This window comes from Staphylococcus warneri (genome assembly GCF_900636385.1).
Taxonomy (GTDB): Bacteria; Bacillota; Bacilli; order Staphylococcales; family Staphylococcaceae; genus Staphylococcus; species Staphylococcus warneri.
The window spans coordinates 285,941-304,824 of sequence record NZ_LR134269.1; the positions used below are offsets into that span (position 1 = coordinate 285,941).

Consider the following 18,884-nt stretch of genomic DNA (forward strand, 5'->3'; position numbering starts at 1 on the left):
ATTAATGATTTTTAAAATTTTGTACCACTACATAAATTGTCTGTAAAAATCATTTTCAATACATAAAAGGGGATTAAGGATGAAGCAAAAGAAAATTTGGATTACATTAGCAGCAAGTGCATTAATAATTACTGGTTGTAGTTCCGGTCATGAGAATGATAAATCAAAAGATAATAAAGCAGAACAAACGGCTAATCAAAGAAATAAAGTCGCTTATCCTAAAGATGGTGTGAAAGGCATCTACGTTACAAGTAATTCAACACAAGGAGATAAAATTGACCAATTAATTAAATACGTGAAAGATGCCAAATTAAATGCAATGGTTATCGATGTCAAAGATGACGAAGGTAATGTCACTATGAAATTTAATACTGGAAATAAATTAATCGATAAAAATACTATGGATATTGCAGATGCTAAACCATTATTGAAAAAGTTAAAAGATAATGACATTTATCCTATCGCAAGAATCGTTACATTTAAAGATACTAAACTAGCTAAAGAACATCCAGAATGGTCATATAAAGAGAAAGATGGTTCTGTTTGGCAAAATGGTAAAGGGGATAGTTTTGTAAACCCATTTGTTAAAGATGTTTGGAAATATAATGTAAGTATTTCTAAAGAAGCAGCCAAAGCTGGTTTCCAAGATATTCAGTATGACTATGTTAGATTCCCAGAAGGATTTGAAAATGAAGCTGATCAATTAGATTACGATAAAGGTGATTATAAAAATAGTAAATTAAGTAAAGGCGATCAGCGTGTAGATGCTGTTACAAGTTATTTAGAATATGCACGTAAAGAATTAAAACCATACAATGTGAAAATATCAGCAGATGTCTTTGGGTATTCCGCATTAGTGAAAAATGCACCAGGTATTGGTCAAAGCTTCCCTAAAATCTCTAAAAACGTAGATGCTATTTCTTCTATGATTTATCCATCACATTGGAGTCCAGGAGATTTTGGATTAGAAGCACCTGATACTGAACCATATAAAACGGTTAATAGATATATCCAAAAAGAAAATAATATATTAGATTCATTAGGTAAACAAAAACCGATTTCTCGTCCATGGATTCAAGACTTTACTGCTTCATATCTTGGAGAAGGTAACTATAAAGAATATGATGCAAAAACATTATCTGATCAAGTACAGGCTTTAAAAGATAATGGCGTTAACGAATTCTTATTATGGAATGCTGGCAATGACTATACTAAAGGTGCCAACTTCAATCCTGAAAAAGGAAAGAATCAAGATAAAGATTACCAAAAAGAGAAAAAAGATAAATAGTTAATTAAAAACACCTCTAATGCATACGATGCACTAGAGGTGTTTCTTTCAAAGTAATTTAAAATAGCATTTGATCACTACCAAATGTGTCATTTAATGCTTGCTGAGCAAGTACGTTTAAGTAATTCCAAGGTCTGTCGTAGTCAGGTTGGAAGAAGAAGTCTTGTACTGCGAGTTGTTCTAAAGTATAACCAGCTGAAATGGCAATGGACATGGTGTTGATTGATTCAGTAATATTATCTTTAGACATAAGTTGTGCGCCTAAAATTTTATGACTATCTTCATCATAGATAATTTTCATGTGTACAGGGATTTCATCTTGCATGAATTTTGGACGAATAAGTTCTTTGACATATTTTTGTCCTAAGTTTCCATCATAATGATCTTGTTCTGTACCATGAACACCTGTTTGACCAAATTTATAATCAAACAATTGTAAACCAGATGTACCAGAAACGCGTGGCATTGTCATATCATGGCCTAACATATTTTTAGCTGCTGTTACACCTTGTCGACGTGAATTGGTTGCTAAAGCAATATATCGATCTTCTTCAACTGGTGCAAATGGAACAAGTGTTGCATCGCCACCAGCATAGACATCTTTAGCAGATGTTTGTTGTTGATGATTAATATTAATGACGCCTTTTTTGCCTAAATCTATTTTACCTTCTAACCAATCTGTTGCTGGTTGAACACCTACGGCAAATAGTACTGTATCTGCTTCGTACTCGTTTTTATCTGTGATGACTTTAGTTACATTTCCTTGTTCATCACCGTTTAAGGATTGAACTGTTTCGCCACCTATAAATTCTAATCCGTGTTCTTTAGCGTTATCCTCAAGAATATCAGTAAATTCTTGGTCTAAATACGTACTTAAAATACGATCCGCGACATCAATAACTTTCGTTTGAATACCAGCTTTAGCGAAGGCTTCTGCTGCTTCGATACCGATATAGCCACCACCAACGACAACTGCTTTTTTGGCGTTTGACATACGTGATTTTACTTGATTAGCCCAATCTCTGCCACGCATGAATAAAACATGATTGTATTGATCGATACCTTCAACTGGAGGTGTGACCGGTTTTCCTCCTGGACTTAAGAAGAGTTTGTCGTAATTTACTTGCTCAGTATTACCATTTTGATCAACTGTAATGACTTTTTGTTCAGTATCTATATCAGTAACGGTGCTATTAACATGAATATTAACACCTTGATCTTTATATGATTGTTCATTCGCATAGTGTAATGAATCTAGAGATGGTGATACATCTTCTAAGTAACTTTGTATACCACAAGATAGGAAAGAAGGTTTGTCACCACTTTCATATACGTGTATATCAGCGTCTTTGTCTTCTTTAAGTAGTGTTTGGATGACCTCATATCCAGCATGAGATGTACCAACGATAATGTATTTCATTCTATTACCTCCTATTAGAATGGTTTATAATCATGAAAATAATTTTATTTCGTCTACAAATTATGTTTACCACTATATTTATTTTTTATTCACATAATCGGCAATTAGAGGCAATGTTCAAAAATTTGTCATGATTAACGGTTTTGAAAACATAAAAAAGAGGTCAGGACAAAAGTGTTTAGGATTTGAACAGAACCGAACGATGATAAAGAACTACTTCCTTATTCATAGGTTAGTAGTTCTTACAAACTCAATAGTTGAGTTTGTTCATTTGAATTGTTTTCCAAATTTTGTCGAATCGTGAGCGTTTGCCCAACTTGCATTGTTTGCAGAAATTGGAATACCAATTTCTCTATGTTGGGTCCCTTCTGCCGATAATCCTGCTTTCGGGATGCCGTTAATCGGTTTCCTAGAGCACAAAAACTTTATATCTCAACCTCTTTTTTGAATATATGAATTATGAAATTTTTCTTAATGGTCTTTGGCTAATGAAAGCTGTGCCTGCTACTAGGGACAGCACTGCTAATGCATCAGTAGATCTTGTGTCATCCTTACCTGACTCTGGTAATTCGTTAGATTTCACTTTACCAACATAATACGCATTTAACTCTTTAGTGCTATCTACTGAGGCATTCTCTTGTTGGCTTTCATTATTTTCTTCATAGCTTTTGGCACTGATACCTTGGCCTGTATAGTTATCTGATGAATTTAAAGAACTATAATCTCCGAAATTACCACTTTTATATTGAACTTCTCCATTTTTGTAAACTTTATATGCACCAACGCCGGCACCAGACTTATTATTAATATTAATGATAAAATAAGATCCTTTATCTTTGACGTTGTTGAAATTTTGTAAGTCGGGATTACCGCCGCTATTTTTCATAGCTTGTTGTGCAACATTGATGGCATTGTCTGCAGTGACTTCTTCAGCTTTGGCCTCACTTACGAAAGATGCTGAAAATAAAACAGTGCTAGCTAAAACAGTTGTTGCTATTATAGAGCGTTTCTTCACAATGAAAACCCCATTTCCAATTAGAGAATGATTTAATTCCTTTTACATTAATAGTGTACCACCATTTTTTTCTGAATAAGCCTTTTTAAATGAATCAATACTCAAACTTAAAGCTAATTTAAAGAACTTAATAAATGATTTAGAAATGGATATTAAATGTTATAGATAAACCCAATAGATTAGAAGATAAACAAATTACTTATTTACAATTATTGTGTAATTAGATATATGTTTTTGAAATAAGATAGTTTATAATAAATTTATAATGTAATGTATATACAAAATATAAATAAAGGGGATTCTTTAATGAAAAAATTAGCTGGCACATTACTAACAGCATCTATAGTATTAGCAGGTTGTGGGTTAGGGAATAATGACAATGATAAAGGAAGTTCTAAAGTATCTGATGATTCAACAAGTAAGAGTCATCAAAGCAGTGATAATAAAGATAATCACTCATCACAATCGAATCAAAGTTCAAGTCAATCATCTTCAAAGAGTTCAAAAGCACAACAAGAAAATACCAATACTCAAGATTATTATGCTAAAGTTTGGCTTACAGTATTTAAAGACTACCGTGGAAGTGGTGAAGTAGAGAATCATATATCAGCTATGTCTCATACTGATGTTAGTGGTGAAGCAATTAACCCATACAATAAAGAGGCATCAGAAAAATATCCAGATGGCGTTCAAATTATAAGTGGTACACCAACAGCTGCTGGCCATGTTATATATAAAAATAATGGGGATGGTACAATAACGACTTATGGCACGCCATCTCATTTCCAAGACCGTCGTTGGATGGAAGATGATTATACAAAATCTGAAACAAAACGTATTTTAGATAATGCTAATACGATTAAGTTATATGATGCGAGTCAAGATGAAATTGATAAAGTTAAAGGTTACTTTAATGAATCAGATTCAGTGCCCGCGACTGATGATGATGTATCAAACGATTCATCTGACGATTCAGATGATGACACGTCTTCAGATTCTAGTGATACAACAGTGACTCGTGATAATGTTATTGATATAGTTGAAGACTATGAAGGTCATAAATTGGATACATCAACATATACGTATAAAGAACCTGAGAAAAATAGCGATGGAGAATGGGGATTTTCATTCACAGATAAAGACGGTAACTTAGCAGGCTCTTATATTATTGATGAAGATGGAAATGTAACGAAATACGATGAAAATGGTGACGAAGAATAATCATCATTCAATTAGCGATAGGCTAGGATATAAATATATATTTCAAGTTACATTCATATTTAGGTCGTAGTTGACTGTAAAGTCATTCTTTTTCTTTAGAAAGTAGTATTTCTTATGCATGAGTTTCACTCATGTATTTCTAAATTTAAAGTACACATTAGCTGTGGCTAATGCGTAAGAACCACTACATAATCAATGATTAGTGGTTCTTTATTGTTTTTGTCCCACTCCATTGTTTTATAAATGTAATTTTGAAATAGCAAAGATACAGAAATACATGAATACTACAAAGATCATATGTGCAATGAGCCACCAAATCCATTCTGTCGCATTAAATACAAAGAATGATCTTTGAGCGATGGCAATGAGGAAAGGATACATACCGATAAATATCACTAGTAAAGGTAGATAGGCTAAGTGATAGAGTAGTTTTGATATATTGTAAAGTACCATGAAGATGAGATAAATCATCAAACCTATAGACAGATGTATGATGACTTCCATCCATGTTGGTACAAGTTTAGGGTTAACTAGAAAATCTATATTTAATAATAGCTGTGTTAGATGAGTATGCTGTATGAGAACATCTAAAATCATAGTACTGAGTAATAATACAAAGGATGAAGCAACAGCACTTAAAAAGTGGTAAGTCAGTCTTAGAATAATACCCCTCCTAGTCCACGTTTGATGTATATTTTATTCCCTAATACGGATAACATATACATACAAAAAAGATATCTATTTTATTTAGTTAGAATTTTCGGAAAATATTTACAAATCTGAAAATTATTAGTATATTGAGTACTATCATCAAATCGAAATCATTTTATAACTGAAGCATATGAATCATCTTTTTAATCGTCAGTAATGAAGTGAAGTTTAATTAAGAAAGGATGATTTGATCATGAGTAAAGCACAAGACTTAATAAAAGAAGATGAGCAATATTTTGCTAAATCTGGAAGAATCAAATATTATCCTTTAGCCATTGATCATGGCTACGGTGCAACGCTAGTAGATGTTGATGGAAAAGAGTACATCGACTTATTAGCCAGTGCAAGTTCACAAAACGTGGGTCATGCGCCTAAAAAAGTAACCGAAGCGATTAAAAAGCAAGTTGACAAGTTTGTCCACTATACGCCAGCGTATATGTATCACGAGCCATTAATTCGCTTATCTAAAAAGTTATGTGATATTTCACCCGGTGACTATGAAAAAAGAGTGACATATGGGTTGAGTGGTTCAGATGCCAATTATGGTATTATTAAGTTTGCTCGTGCATATACAGGACGACCTTATATCATCAGTTTTACAAATGCGTATCATGGTTCAACATTTGGTTCACTTTCTATGTCCGCAATAAGTTTGAATATGAGGAAAAAATACGGTCCGCTTTTGAACGGCTTTTATCATATACCGTTTCCTGACAATTATAGAGGTCTATTTGAACAACCTAATGCGAATACGGTAGATGAATATTTAGCACCGCTTAAAGAAATGTTTGACAAATATGTTCCGGCTGACGAGGTAGCATGTATTGTATTAGAAACGATACAAGGGGATGGTGGTCTATTAGAACCTGTACCAGGATACTTTGAAGCTTTAGAAGGTATTTGTAGAGAACATGGCATTTTAATTGCGGTTGATGATATTCAACAAGGATTAGGACGTACTGGAAAATGGAGTTCAGTAGAGCACTTCAACTTTACACCAGATTTAATTACGTTTGGTAAGTCGCTTGCCGGGGGATTGCCTATGTCAGCTATCGTCGGACGTAAAGAAATCATGGAGACGTTAGAAGCACCAGCACATCTATTTACTACTGGTGCGAATCCAGTTAGTTGTGAAGCGGCTTTAGCTACACTTGAGATGATCGAAGAAGAACAGTTACTCGAAGCAAGTCTAGAAAAAGGTAAGTATGTACGTCAAACGATGGATAGATGGGTCACTGATTATGAATGTATTGGTGATGTCCGTGGTAAAGGATTATCAATTGGTATCGATGTAGTATCTGATCCAATTCAAAAGACTCGTGATCCTGAAGCAGCATTAAAAATATGTAACTATTGCTTTGATAAAGGCGTTGTTATCATAGCAGTAGCAGGGAATGTGTTAAGATTTCAACCCCCACTAGTCATTTCCTATGAACAGTTAGATTATGCATTGTCGACGCTTGAGGATGCGATTCGAGCGTTAAATCGAGGGGAATTAGATCAATATGAAATAGAAGGTCAAGGCTGGTAAATAGATTGTAGAATATAAATAAAAGAGCCGTTCCACAAACGATAATCATTGTGGAACGACTCTATTTATATTTTTATTAAGGTTTTTTTGGAGATTTGTAGGCATCATCACGATCTTTTTTAGAATGTCTCATGCCGTAAAGTAAATAGATAAATATACCTACAATGAACCAAATGAGTGTATATAATTTGGCTTCAAAACTTAAACCCCAGAATACTAATAGAACTAGTATAAAAGTGACTGCGGGTAATACTGGGTATAATGGCAGTTTGAAAGATGGGATAGGTAAGTCTTTACCTTCACGTTTTCTAAGTTGATACATTGCTAATGAAACAAACATAAATGCTACTAATGTTCCTGCTGAAATTAATTGAGCTAAGAAAGCAAATGGGAACATTGATCCGATTAAGACACCAATTATTGTTAAAATAACTAATGCTCTATTAGGTAAATGTTTGTTATTTAATTTACCTAACCATGATGGTAATAAACCGTCACGACCAAATGAGTATAACAGTCTTGATCCAGCAAGCATCATACCAATTAAGGCAGTAAACATACCGATAACTGAGATAGCTTGCACAACTGCTGCAACAATACCGTGACCACTTTCGCGTAATGCCCAACCTACTGGTTCAGCGTTGTCAGCATATTGACTGTAATGGAACATACCTACTAATACTAAAGCAACTGCAACAAATAATACTATAGCGACTAATAATGATCCTAAAATTCCTCTTGGCATTGTTTTTTGAGGATTAATTGCTTCAGCAGAGTTGGCAGCGATAGAGTCAAATCCGATATATGCTAAGAAAATCATAGAAACACCAGCATAAATACCTTGCCAGCCACCAAAGTCACCTGCATCAGTTACCTTGTGTTCTGGAATAAATGGTACATAGTTACTAAAGTTGATAGCTGTTAGTCCTACAATGACGAATAAGATAATTGCTAATACTTTTAAAATAACTAAAATATTTTCCATACGTGCAGCTTCACTCATACCACGTGATAATAGTAAAGCAGTTAAGATAATAACAATGGCTGCTACAATATCAATGACGCCACCATCACTACCAAATGGATTGGATAATGCTTTTGGTAATTCAATGCCTAAGGGTTTAACTAATCCTCGTAAGTTAGCGGAAAAACCAGAGGCCACAAAGGCGACGGCAATAAAGTATTCAGCTAATAGCGCCCAACCGGCAACCCAACCAAAAAATTCACCAAATAGTACGTTAATCCAAGAATAAGCAGAACCTGCAAATGGCATAGTGGAAGCCATTTCAGCATATGTAAAGGCAACTAATCCTGCTACAATGGCTGCAAGTAAGAATGATAATGCAACCGCTGGTCCAGCATGCTCAGCTGCTACAACACCAGGTAAAGTAAATATAGACGTAGAAACAATAGTACCTACACCTAAAGCAAGAAAATCTCGAACACGTAAAGTTCTTTTTAAATGACCATCTTTACTTTGATAGATGGATGGATCTTCTTTTTGTGTTAATCGTTTAAAAAAACTAGACATAATAAACCTCCGTATATCAATGAGTTATATTTAACTGTCATTTTAATAATTTATATCATAGCATAAAAAACGCATGTTTTGTCTAAAAATTCTGAAAAATCAAAACTTTCTTGTTCAATTCTGTTATACGTGACATAAATTAGCATTATGTAATATGTCTACAAAATGGCAGTAGCTATCCAAATTGTATATACTTTGAAATAAAGTATTACAATTAGAGCTATCCTTGCCGAGGTGACTCTAAGAAATAAAGTTAGCAGTTATTTCTGTTTCACGCTCAAATTTAAAAGGATAAACTTGATTATAACAGAAAATATCGGGATAAGAAGTATTTTTTTATAAATGTGAACGATATTTTAGCTTTTTACAACATATTCTATACAATGAAGGTATATAAACATACCAATGGACTATATGTTCCATATTACTATAATAAAAAAACGTTGAGGCGATAACGATGGCTTTAGAAAAATTTATGCGAAGAAATATATATCAGAGTAAGGAAATGGCTATACTCTTAACCTTTGTTGGTGGATATATTGATGCTTATACCTTTTTAAGTCGAGGAGGCACACTAGCAGCAGGTCAAACAGGAAATATTATATTTCTTGCTTCAGAGGTATCACATAGAGATTTAACTGGTGGTATATTGAAGATTGCTTCAGTTGTATCCTTTATGATTGGCGTAATGTTTGTGTCTTTAATTCATCATCAAATGGCAACACGGTATTGGAGATTAGTCTCATTATTGCCTATTACAATAAGTTGTCTTGTTGTAGGATTTTTACCAATTAGTATACCTAATTTGTATATTTTACCACCGCTAGCATTTGGTATGGCAATGCTTACAACCTCATTCAGTAAAATAGAAGGGGAAGGTTATAACAATACCTTTTCAACGGGGAACATTAAAAATGGTGTGATAGCACTGAGTGAATATATATTAAATGGCGATACTGCCCAATTGAGAAAGGCTAAACTTTACATTAGAATAGTATTAAGTTTTATTATTGGAGCTATTATTTCAGCAGAAGTTCAAAAATATATAGGCACTTATGCCATATTAGTTGCAGCAATGATTCTAATAGTGATATTTATCTTTTATAGTATTTTAATTTATAGAAGAGAGCATACGGTGGAATAACTTTCAAAATTCAAAATAAGAGGTTAGCGCTATGGAAATAAAACAGATCAAATATTTTGTTGAAACTGTTCGACGTGGTGGTATGACGCAGGCATCAGAACATTTATATATTGCACAGTCAACCATCAGTAAAGCAATCAAAAGTATAGAAAACGAATATGATATTACATTATTTGACCGTTCACAAAAGCAAATTAAACTGACAGACATCGGTCAGACATTTTATGATAACAGCTTAGAATTTTTAGCATTGTTCGAGAAACTATCACTAGAAATGAACGATGTGATGAATGTACAAAAAGGTCATATTAGAATAGCCCTATCGCCCATGATGAATGTTCAATTATTTACAGACAGTTTAAATCAATTTCATCAACTCTATCCGAAAGTCACGTATGAGGTAATGGAGGGTGGAGGTAAAATAGTAGAAAACCTCACAGAAACAGATGAAGTAGATATAGGTATCACGACGTTACCTGTTGATGCAACTTTATTTCATTCGGTACCATTGTATAATGAAGAGCTATTACTTGTTGTGAGTAAAGGCCATGCTTTGGCACAACAAGAAAAAGTAGATTTAGCTGAACTAAAAGAAGAAGAGTTTGTGCTATTTCATGATGATTATTACTTAAAAGATCAAATTATCGAGAACTGTAAACGATTAGGATTTTATCCAAAAACTGTAGCGAATATATCTCAGATTAGTTTTATCGCGAATATGATTAGTCAAGGCATTGGTATTAGTGTCGTACCAGAAAGTTTAGTACATTTAATGGGAGATAATGTGAAAGCATTGAAACTAGAAAATGCAGAGTTATCATGGCATTTAGGTTTAATCTGGAGAAGAGATGCATACCTTAACTTTGTAACGCGCGAATGGATACAATTTATAAGGGATTTAAGAGAGAAGTAGTCATCCTTAAATATCAAAAGGAATGCTTAAATTTAAAAATACTTTGATGTCAAAGCGCATCAAAGTATTTTTTATTACTTTTTTCTATATATAATGTATTCCTTTTAGGAATGTAATTAATCGAAAATATGTATTTTATTAATACTTCGAGAGAGGCTATAATGAATGATGTAAGGCACATAAAACCGACAAATTGGTGACGTTAACATCATTCACCCCCTTGTATGTTTACACATAAAATTTAATAAAGTATATTTAAAATGAAGTCGGATTTAATTGTAATTTATTATAAATGAATGAGATAAAAACGTAAACTTTAATCTTTATCTCTTCAAAGTGAAGGAGTTTTTCAATATGAAAAAATTTGGTAAAAAAGTTGTTTTAGTTGGGGATGGCTCTGTAGGCTCTAGTTATGCTTTTGCAATGGTCACACAAGGTATTGCAGATGAATTTGTAATTATTGATATTGCTAAAGATAAAGTGAATGCAGACGTTCAAGATTTAAACCACGGTGCACTTCACAGTGATTCACCAGTTGTTGTTAAAGCTGGAGAATATAGCGATTGTAAAGATGCTGATTTAGTAGTTATTACTGCTGGAGCACCACAAAAACCAGGTGAAACACGTTTACAATTAGTAGAGAAAAACACAAAAATTATGCATAGCATTGTGACAAGTATTATGGATAGTGGTTTTGATGGTTACTTCCTAATTGCGGCAAATCCAGTAGATATCTTAACTCGTTATGTTAAAGAATTAACTGGTTTACCAGCTGAACGTGTTATCGGTTCAGGTACAGTATTAGACTCTGCAAGACTTAGATATTTAATCAGTAATGAGTTAAATGTAGCTCCTGCAAGTGTGCATGCTGCAATCATTGGTGAACACGGTGACTCAGAATTAGCAGTATGGTCTAAAGCAAATATCGCTGGTATTTCAGTATTCGATACGCTTAAAGAGCAAACAGGTAGTGAAGCTAAAGCACAAGAAATTTATGAAAAAACTAGAGACGCTGCTTATGAAATTATTCAAGCTAAAGGTTCAACATACTACGGTATTGCATTAGCCTTATTAAGAATTTCAAAAGCTTTATTAAACAACGAAAACACAATTTTAACAGTTTCTTCACAATTAAATGGAGAATATGGATTTAAAGATGTATACATTGGTGTACCAACATTAATTAACGAAAATGGTGCAAGTAAAATTTATGAAACACCATTAAGCGATCACGAAAAAGAATTGTTTAAACAATCTGTTGAGGCATTAGAAGCTTCATATGATTCAGTGAAACATCTTTTAGACCAATAGAACATGAATAATAATCTTTAATGTATAAATGAGCAACGGGGAATTGTTTTCACACTGATGTTATCGTCAAGATAAAATAAAATGTGAGCATTGGAAGGAAATGAATATAATGGCAGACAAAAAATATACTGCAGCCGATATGGTCATAGACACGTTAAAAAATAATGGTGTAGAGTACGTATTTGGTATTCCAGGTGCAAAAATTGACTATTTATTTAACGCACTTGAAGACGATGGACCTGAACTTATTGTTACGCGTCACGAGCAAAACGCAGCAATGATGGCCCAAGGTATAGGACGACTAACTGGTAAACCTGGTGTCGCACTTGTAACGAGTGGTCCAGGTGTAAGTAACTTAACGACTGGACTATTAACAGCAACATCTGAAGGAGATCCCGTATTAGCTTTAGGAGGACAAGTTAAGCGTAATGATTTATTACGTTTAACACATCAAAGTATAGACAACGCGGCTTTATTAAAGTACTCAACAAAATACAGTGAAGAAGTACAAGATCCTGAATCTTTATCAGAAGTAATGACTAATGCTATGAGAACAGCAACATCAGGTAAAAATGGTGCAAGCTTTATAAGTATTCCACAAGATGTGATTTCAGCACCAGTAGAATCAAAAGCAATAGCACTATGTCAAAAGCCTAATTTAGGTGTTCTTAGTGAGCAAGATATTAATGATGTGATTGATGCAATTAAAAATGCAGCATTCCCTGTTTTACTTGCTGGTATGAGAAGTTCAAGTGCAAATGAAACAAATGCTATCCGTAAATTAGTTGAAAGAACAAACTTACCAGTAGTAGAAACATTCCAAGGTGCTGGGGTCATTAGTCGCGAATTAGAAAATCACTTCTTTGGCCGTGTAGGATTGTTCCGTAACCAAGTAGGAGACGAATTACTTCGTAAAAGTGATTTAGTTGTCACAATTGGTTATGATCCAATTGAGTATGAAGCAAGCAATTGGAATAAGGAATTAGACACGAAAGTGATCAATATTGACGAAGTTCCAGCAGAAATTACAAATTATATGCAACCTACTAAAGAATTAATTGGTAATATTGCAGGAACTATTGAAATGATATCTGACAAAGTAGATGAACCATTTATTAACCAACAACATTTAGATGAATTAGAGCAGTTAAGAGCACATATCATTGAAGAAACAGGTATTAAAGCAACTCATGAAGAGGGTGTATTACATCCAATCGAGATTATCGAATCTATGCAGAAGATATTAACTGACGACACAACAGTTACTGTTGATGTTGGAAGTCATTATATTTGGATGGCGCGTAAATTCAGAAGTTATAATCCAAGACATTTATTATTTAGTAATGGTATGCAAACATTAGGTGTTGCATTACCATGGGCGATTTCTGCAGCACTTGTACGTCCAAATACACAAGTTGTCTCAGTGGCTGGTGATGGAGGATTCCTATTTTCAGCACAGGATTTAGAAACAGCTGTTCGAAAGAATCTAAATATCATACAATTAATTTGGAATGATGGTAAGTATAATATGGTTGAGTTCCAAGAAGAAATGAAATATGAACGTTCATCAGGTGTAGATTTTGGTTCAGTTGATTATGTGAAATATGCAGAAGCTTTTGGAGCAAAAGGTATGCGTGTCACAAATCAAGAAGAATTAGAAGCGGCTATCAAAGAAGGCTATGAAACAGAAGGCCCAGTATTGATAGATATTCCAGTTAACTATAAAGATAACATGAAGCTTTCAACAAACATGTTACCTGATGCATTTAACTAATAAAGATGAACACAAAGTAGGAGTGAAATCGTTTATGACTAATGTCTTATATCAACACGGAACATTAGGAACATTGATGGCAGGTTTATTAAAAGGTACTGCATCAATTAATGAACTATTAGAACATGGTGATTTAGGTATTGCGACGCTAACAGGTTCTAATGGAGAAGTGATATTTGTAGATGGCAAAGCTTATCATGCCAACGAACATAAAGAATTCGTTGAACTCAAAGGTGATGAATTAACACCTTATGCAACGGTGACAAAATTCACAGCAGATACAACATACCAAACTAAAGATAAAACTTCTGAAGCTGTTTTTGATGAAGTGAAGGAAAAAATGCTTAGTGAAAATTTATTTTCAGCAGTGAAAATTTCTGGATTGTTTAAAATGATGCATGTACGTATGATGCCTGGTCAAGAACCACCATACACTCGTTTAATCGATTCAGCACGCAGACAGCCTGAACAAACCGAAACATATATTAAAGGATCTGTAGTTGGATTCTTCACACCGGAACTTTTCCATGGTGTAGGTTCAGCAGGATTCCATGTGCACTTTGCTAATGATGATCGCAACTTTGGTGGCCATGTATTAGATTTTGAAGTTGAAGATGTTAAAGTTGAGATTCAGAACTTTGAAACTTTCGAACAACATTTTCCAGCTCATGATGAAACATTTAATAATGCTACTATTGATTATAAAGATATTGCGGAAGAAATAAGAGAAGCCGAATAATTATAAATGAAGCCTGAGGTAAGTCATGTCTTGCCTCAGGCTTTGTTAAATTATTAGAAAAGTTATTAAAATTGAGATTGATAGGCTGATAAAAATGCATAAACCGTATTAAGGTAAGGTGTCGTTATATGATATTCTTGAGCCTTCCTATAAATGTATCCTTGGATAGTCTCCATTTCTAAAGGTCTTCCAGATGTGATATCATAGTACATACTTGTTCCCATTTGATCAGGGTACCCCTCATATATAGTCATAATAGAGTCGAGTGTATTCACATCGAAATTGAGTCCTTCAGCACGTGCTACGGCAATTCCCTCTAAAATGATTCCACGACAAATGTCCCGAATATGTGATGAATGTAATAATTTAGCAGTATCTCGACCCAACGCAGTAATTGAATTGATACCTAAATTAACTAATAGTTTATACCATATTATTTCTTCTATATTCTCTTCGAGTATGATTTCAATATTCGTTTGGTCAGTTAACTTTTGTAATTTTCGAGTCCTTGGTGTATCTTTCAAGTGAAGGCGATAGTCTCTAAAATGAGTGACATCATTGTTGTTTTTCTGACCACTAATATAGACAACAGCTTGATATGAATTTGGATAAGGTATATGTTCTAATTGTCCATAGCCATTTTGAGCGAGAATGATTATAGTCTCTTCATGAATAATAGGCGATAATTGAGTAATAACTGATTCTAATTGATATGTTTTAACCGCAATAAATACAATATCAAGGGGTTGTGTTATATCTTGATAAGGCGTTACAGAGATTGTTTTAGATTGATGTCCATTTTCTGGGAAATAATTTAATGTGTTTTTTTGTTTTCCAATAAGTAAAGTGTCAGGATATGCTTGCTGTAGTTCAATAGCAATCGTTGTTCCAACGGCACCTGGACCAATAACACCAATTGTCATAATATTATTCTTTCCTTTCTGGGATAGATTCATTATACTATTGCTTAATAATATAGGAAATTGAGGATGAATTGAATTGAAAACTATAGCTCAGTTAGTAGAAATGAAAGAACAAAGCAATAAAATTTCAATGGTTACTGCTTATGATTTTCCTAGTGCAAAGCAAGCACAACAAGCAGATATAGATATGATTTTAGTAGGAGATTCCTTAGGAATGACTGTGTTAGGTTATGAAAGTACAGTTCAAGTTACAATAGAAGATATGATTCATCATGGTAAAGCAGTTCGACGTGGTGCGCCCGATACATTTGTAGTCGTAGATATGCCTATCGGTGCGGTGGGCATCAGTGATGAATTAGATTTGAAAAATGCATTAACGTTATATCAACAAACAGAAGCAAACGCTATTAAAGCAGAAGGTGCACATTTAACTTCATTTATTCGTAAAGCCACTCAAATAGGCATTCCTGTTGTTGCACACTTAGGGTTAACACCACAAAGTGTTGGCGTTATGGGATATAAATTGCAGGGTAGTACAAAAGAAGCTGCATTACAGTTAATTAAAGATGCGCATCATGTAGAAGAAGCTGGTGCAATTGCACTTGTACTCGAAGCGATTCCTAGTGATCTGGCGCAAGAGATTAGTCAACAGCTATCAATTCCAGTGATAGGTATTGGCGCAGGGAAAGATACTGACGGACAAGTATTGGTTTATCATGACATGTTAAATTATGGTGTCGATCGTCATGCCAAATTTGTTAAGCAATATAGTGATTTTTCAATAGGTATTAATGGTTTAAAACAATATAATGAAGAAGTAAAATCAGGCGCATTTCCATCCGAAGCACACACGTATAAGAAAAAAATTATGAGCGAGGTAAATAAAAATGACTAAAGTGATTACAACGGTAAGTGAAATGCAAAGTATTGCTAAAGAATACAAGAGACATGGTCAAACGATTGGTTTTGTACCAACTATGGGTGCATTACATGAAGGGCATTTAAAAATGATGGAATTATCGTCAGAATTTAACGATATAACTGTAGTAAGTATATTTGTTAATCCTTTACAATTCGGTCCAAATGAAGACTTCGATGCGTATCCACGTCAAATTAATAAAGATGTTGAAATGATGGAAGAAATTGATGTGGATTATGTCTTTTATCCAAGTGTAGAAGAAATGTACCCTGATGAATTAGGCGTAACTTTGAAGGTGGGTAAATTAGCCCATGTATTAGAAGGTGCTCAACGACCAGGACATTTTGAAGGTGTCGTAACTGTAGTAAATAAATTGTTTAATATTATTAGTCCAGACTATGCTTACTTCGGTAAAAAAGATGCACAACAATTGGCTATCGTTGAAAAAATGGTTAAAGACTTCAATCATCCAATTGAAATCATTGGAGTTGATATTGTTCGTGAAAAAGATGGACTAGCTAAAAGTTCACGAAATGTATATTTAACAGAAGAGGAACGTCAGGAAGCCGTTCATTTAAGTAAAAGTTTGAAATTAGCACGTGATTTATATAATAATGGTGAACGCAATAGTTCTGTTATAATAGATGAAATTACACAGTATTTATTAGATTATACAAGTGGTCAAGTTGATGAAGTAGCCATTTATAGTTACCCAGAATTAGAAGAGCAATCTAAAATTCAAGGCCAAATCTTTATTTCATTAGCGGTTAAATTTTCTAAAGCACGTTTGATAGATAATATAATAATTGGAGCTGAATAAGTTGATTAGAACAATGATGAATTCTAAAATTCATAGAGCAAGAGTGACGGAATCCAACTTGAATTATGTTGGAAGCATCACGATTGATTCTGATATTTTAGAAGCCGTTGATATACTACCTAATGAGAAGGTAGCAATCGTTAACAACAATAATGGTGCACGTTTTGAAACATACGTCATCGCGGGCGAAAGAGGTAGTGGCAAAATTTGTTTGAATGGTGCCGCCGCAAGATTAGTAGAAGTAGACGATATAGTCATAATTATGACCTATGCACAATTAAATGAAGAAGAATTAAAGTATCATGCACCTAAAGTTGCAGTGATGAATGAACATAATGAAATCATTGAGATGATACATGAAAAAGAAAATACGGTTGTTTTATAAGTCGTATAACTCAATATGAAAATAAAGTCCTAGTAAATCGCAAGATGCGTTTTATTAGGACTTTTAAATTTTAATGAATAAAATAAAAATAATATAGAATAGGATGGTCAAATGGGATATAATTTAGCTAAGTAAGTATAGCGGAGGAATTGAATAGACATGAAATGTCCAAATTGTGGTCAGAATTATCAACAAGAAGATCAATGTTGTAGTCATTGCGGTTACCAATTAACACGTCAAAATGACCATACAACAACTAGTACAACAGCATCTACAATGAAAGAGACTCAACATTATTCTACGAAAACTAACGGTAAAAATACGGGAAGTAGAAGGGATAAAGAAAACTTCAAACAAGACACAACATCAAATCGCACAAAGAGAAAGTTATCTACGCTAGGTGAAAACGATGCGCATTTTGAAGAAATTATGAAAGACAAAACGGCATCTTTTGAACATAAAATGAAGGATTTAAAAGACGAAAGTAAACAGTTTTTTAACCATGTATTTAAATTATCGGATCAAAACGATGTGATATATAGTTATCGATTATTAGTGACGTTAATGTGCGCTGGATTATTTTTAAGTACGTTATTAGTTATTATTTTATCATCTGATATATTTTTATTATTTCCAGAAAGTTCACCATTCAAAGCTATTTTTTACATGATAGTTATCATTCTAGGTAGTTTGGCTTTATCAGTGAATATTTTATATTGTATTGTGAAATATACTTTAACCACAGCGATAGAATTTCATAAAGTATTTTCAGATTATATCGTAATTAATACATTTTCAGTATTAGCATTATTGATGGGTCTAGTCTTAGGTATTTTATCTATCTTTAAATTAGCATTGATTATCATACTATTAGCATTTGTTCTATTATATATGATTTCCCCAACGTATATATTAGTAAAATATAGCGGTGTCTATCCTACAAAAATTGCGAGTATATATGGCATTATCATTTACCAATTTGTCATGATGGTAATGGTTTATTTATTAGGGCATATGATTATACAACAAATCATTAATGATTACCTGATGAAGTTGTTTGGTAGTGGTTTTAGTGGTTTATTGTAATAGATGCGATATGCCTATCAATTATAATCTAATTCAAAATTGTTCATTGTATCATTCAAAAGCGTCGAACAAAAAATATAATAATAATCATTTGCATCAAATACATGCTGCACGTAAATCGCATAGATACCGTTTTCGCAAGCCACGAAAACC

General features: G+C 33.5%; 17 protein-coding genes. 12 read left to right on the forward strand and 5 right to left on the reverse strand.

The window, feature by feature from the left end; genetic code table 11:
- Positions 1–79: 79 nt before the first annotated feature.
- On the forward strand, positions 80–1,288 hold the full coding sequence (locus tag EL082_RS01265) for a putative glycoside hydrolase (RefSeq protein ID WP_103286207.1): 1,209 nt from the start codon (positions 80–82) through the stop codon (positions 1,286–1,288).
- 58 nt (positions 1,289–1,346) lie between these two features.
- Here the strand turns inward: EL082_RS01265 and EL082_RS01270 are convergent, their stop codons facing one another.
- Together EL082_RS01270 and EL082_RS01275 are read right to left on the reverse strand one after the other, a co-directional pair.
- The gene (locus tag EL082_RS01270) at positions 1,347–2,708 is read right to left on the reverse strand and encodes an FAD-dependent oxidoreductase (RefSeq protein ID WP_002465924.1); all 1,362 of its coding nucleotides are present in this window, start codon (positions 2,706–2,708) and stop codon (positions 1,347–1,349) included.
- 457 nt (positions 2,709–3,165) lie between these two features.
- Entirely contained in the window at positions 3,166–3,723 is a 558-nt protein-coding gene (locus EL082_RS01275; RefSeq protein ID WP_002467255.1) for a hypothetical protein, read from the reverse strand.
- Positions 3,724–4,029: 306 nt separating this feature from the next.
- Here EL082_RS01275 and EL082_RS01280 point away from each other — a divergent pair, with 306 nt between their 5' ends.
- Positions 4,030–4,944, forward strand: a complete 915-nt coding sequence (locus tag EL082_RS01280) for a hypothetical protein (RefSeq protein WP_015364661.1) — start codon at positions 4,030–4,032, stop codon at positions 4,942–4,944.
- A gap of 237 nt (positions 4,945–5,181) precedes the next feature.
- Here the strand turns inward: EL082_RS01280 and EL082_RS11890 are convergent, their stop codons facing one another.
- The gene (locus EL082_RS11890) at positions 5,182–5,610 is read right to left on the reverse strand and encodes a hypothetical protein (protein ID WP_026088942.1); all 429 of its coding nucleotides are present in this window, start codon (positions 5,608–5,610) and stop codon (positions 5,182–5,184) included.
- A 238-nt stretch (positions 5,611–5,848) separates the two neighbouring features.
- Between EL082_RS11890 and EL082_RS01290 the strand changes: the two genes are divergently transcribed.
- On the forward strand, positions 5,849–7,186 hold the full coding sequence (locus EL082_RS01290; RefSeq protein WP_103286206.1) for an aspartate aminotransferase family protein: 1,338 nt from the start codon (positions 5,849–5,851) through the stop codon (positions 7,184–7,186).
- A gap of 76 nt (positions 7,187–7,262) precedes the next feature.
- Here the strand turns inward: EL082_RS01290 and EL082_RS01295 are convergent, their stop codons facing one another.
- Positions 7,263–8,717 carry an APC family permease gene (locus EL082_RS01295; protein ID WP_002465929.1) on the reverse strand — a complete coding sequence of 485 codons (1,455 nt, stop codon included), beginning with the start codon at positions 8,715–8,717 and terminating at the stop codon, positions 7,263–7,265.
- A gap of 457 nt (positions 8,718–9,174) precedes the next feature.
- Here EL082_RS01295 and EL082_RS01300 point away from each other — a divergent pair, with 457 nt between their 5' ends.
- The 5 genes from EL082_RS01300 (at position 9,175) to budA (ending at position 14,598) form a co-directional block, all read left to right on the forward strand.
- Positions 9,175–9,861 carry a YoaK family protein gene (locus EL082_RS01300; protein WP_103286205.1) on the forward strand — a complete coding sequence of 229 codons (687 nt, stop codon included), beginning with the start codon at positions 9,175–9,177 and terminating at the stop codon, positions 9,859–9,861.
- Positions 9,862–9,892: 31 nt separating this feature from the next.
- Positions 9,893–10,774 carry a cidABC operon transcriptional activator CidR gene (gene cidR / locus EL082_RS01305; RefSeq protein WP_002465928.1) on the forward strand — a complete coding sequence of 294 codons (882 nt, stop codon included), beginning with the start codon at positions 9,893–9,895 and terminating at the stop codon, positions 10,772–10,774.
- Positions 10,775–11,128: 354 nt separating this feature from the next.
- Positions 11,129–12,085, forward strand: coding sequence for an L-lactate dehydrogenase (locus tag EL082_RS01310; protein ID WP_002465932.1), 957 nt, complete (start codon positions 11,129–11,131; stop codon positions 12,083–12,085).
- Between the two features lie 109 nt (positions 12,086–12,194).
- Entirely contained in the window at positions 12,195–13,859 is a 1,665-nt protein-coding gene (alsS, locus tag EL082_RS01315) for an acetolactate synthase AlsS (protein WP_019236093.1), read from the forward strand.
- Positions 13,860–13,893: 34 nt separating this feature from the next.
- Entirely contained in the window at positions 13,894–14,598 is a 705-nt protein-coding gene (budA, locus tag EL082_RS01320; protein WP_015364664.1) for an acetolactate decarboxylase, read from the forward strand.
- 65 nt (positions 14,599–14,663) lie between these two features.
- Here budA and EL082_RS01325 read toward each other — a convergent pair whose 3' ends face one another.
- Entirely contained in the window at positions 14,664–15,521 is an 858-nt protein-coding gene (locus EL082_RS01325) for an oxidoreductase (protein ID WP_002467241.1), read from the reverse strand.
- Between the two features lie 76 nt (positions 15,522–15,597).
- Between EL082_RS01325 and panB the strand changes: the two genes are divergently transcribed.
- The 4 genes from panB to EL082_RS01345 all read left to right on the forward strand — a co-directional run bounded on the left by panB (position 15,598) and on the right by EL082_RS01345 (position 18,731).
- Positions 15,598–16,416: a 3-methyl-2-oxobutanoate hydroxymethyltransferase gene (gene panB, locus EL082_RS01330; RefSeq protein ID WP_002467254.1), complete on the forward strand. Its 819-nt coding sequence runs from the start codon at positions 15,598–15,600 to the stop codon at positions 16,414–16,416.
- Positions 16,409–17,260: a pantoate--beta-alanine ligase gene (panC, locus tag EL082_RS01335; RefSeq protein ID WP_002450179.1), complete on the forward strand. Its 852-nt coding sequence runs from the start codon at positions 16,409–16,411 to the stop codon at positions 17,258–17,260. Before panB ends, panC begins: the two co-directional genes overlap by 8 nt.
- A 1-nt stretch (position 17,261) precedes the next feature.
- On the forward strand, positions 17,262–17,645 hold the full coding sequence (gene panD / locus EL082_RS01340; RefSeq protein WP_015364666.1) for an aspartate 1-decarboxylase: 384 nt from the start codon (positions 17,262–17,264) through the stop codon (positions 17,643–17,645).
- Between the two features lie 159 nt (positions 17,646–17,804).
- Entirely contained in the window at positions 17,805–18,731 is a 927-nt protein-coding gene (locus EL082_RS01345) for a zinc ribbon domain-containing protein (protein WP_103286204.1), read from the forward strand.
- Positions 18,732–18,884: the final 153 nt, after the last annotated feature.

Excerpts from the sequence above, each read along its gene's own strand:
- EL082_RS01265 (WP_103286207.1), top strand. The coding sequence starts at position 80 with ATGAAGCAAAAGAAAATTTGGATTACATTAGCAGCAAGTGCATTAATA.
- EL082_RS01270 (WP_002465924.1), bottom strand. The coding sequence starts at position 2,708 with ATGAAATACATTATCGTTGGTACATCTCATGCTGGATATGAGGTCATC.
- EL082_RS01280 (WP_015364661.1), top strand. The coding sequence starts at position 4,030 with ATGAAAAAATTAGCTGGCACATTACTAACAGCATCTATAGTATTAGCA.
- EL082_RS01290 (WP_103286206.1), top strand. The coding sequence starts at position 5,849 with ATGAGTAAAGCACAAGACTTAATAAAAGAAGATGAGCAATATTTTGCT.
- EL082_RS01295 (WP_002465929.1), bottom strand. The coding sequence starts at position 8,717 with ATGTCTAGTTTTTTTAAACGATTAACACAAAAAGAAGATCCATCCATC.
- EL082_RS01300 (WP_103286205.1), top strand. The coding sequence starts at position 9,175 with ATGGCTTTAGAAAAATTTATGCGAAGAAATATATATCAGAGTAAGGAA.
- cidR (WP_002465928.1), top strand. The coding sequence starts at position 9,893 with ATGGAAATAAAACAGATCAAATATTTTGTTGAAACTGTTCGACGTGGT.
- EL082_RS01310 (WP_002465932.1), top strand. The coding sequence starts at position 11,129 with ATGAAAAAATTTGGTAAAAAAGTTGTTTTAGTTGGGGATGGCTCTGTA.
- alsS (WP_019236093.1), top strand. The coding sequence starts at position 12,195 with ATGGCAGACAAAAAATATACTGCAGCCGATATGGTCATAGACACGTTA.
- budA (WP_015364664.1), top strand. The coding sequence starts at position 13,894 with ATGACTAATGTCTTATATCAACACGGAACATTAGGAACATTGATGGCA.
- EL082_RS01325 (WP_002467241.1), bottom strand. The coding sequence starts at position 15,521 with ATGACAATTGGTGTTATTGGTCCAGGTGCCGTTGGAACAACGATTGCT.
- panC (WP_002450179.1), top strand. The coding sequence starts at position 16,409 with ATGACTAAAGTGATTACAACGGTAAGTGAAATGCAAAGTATTGCTAAA.
- EL082_RS01345 (WP_103286204.1), top strand. The coding sequence starts at position 17,805 with ATGAAATGTCCAAATTGTGGTCAGAATTATCAACAAGAAGATCAATGT.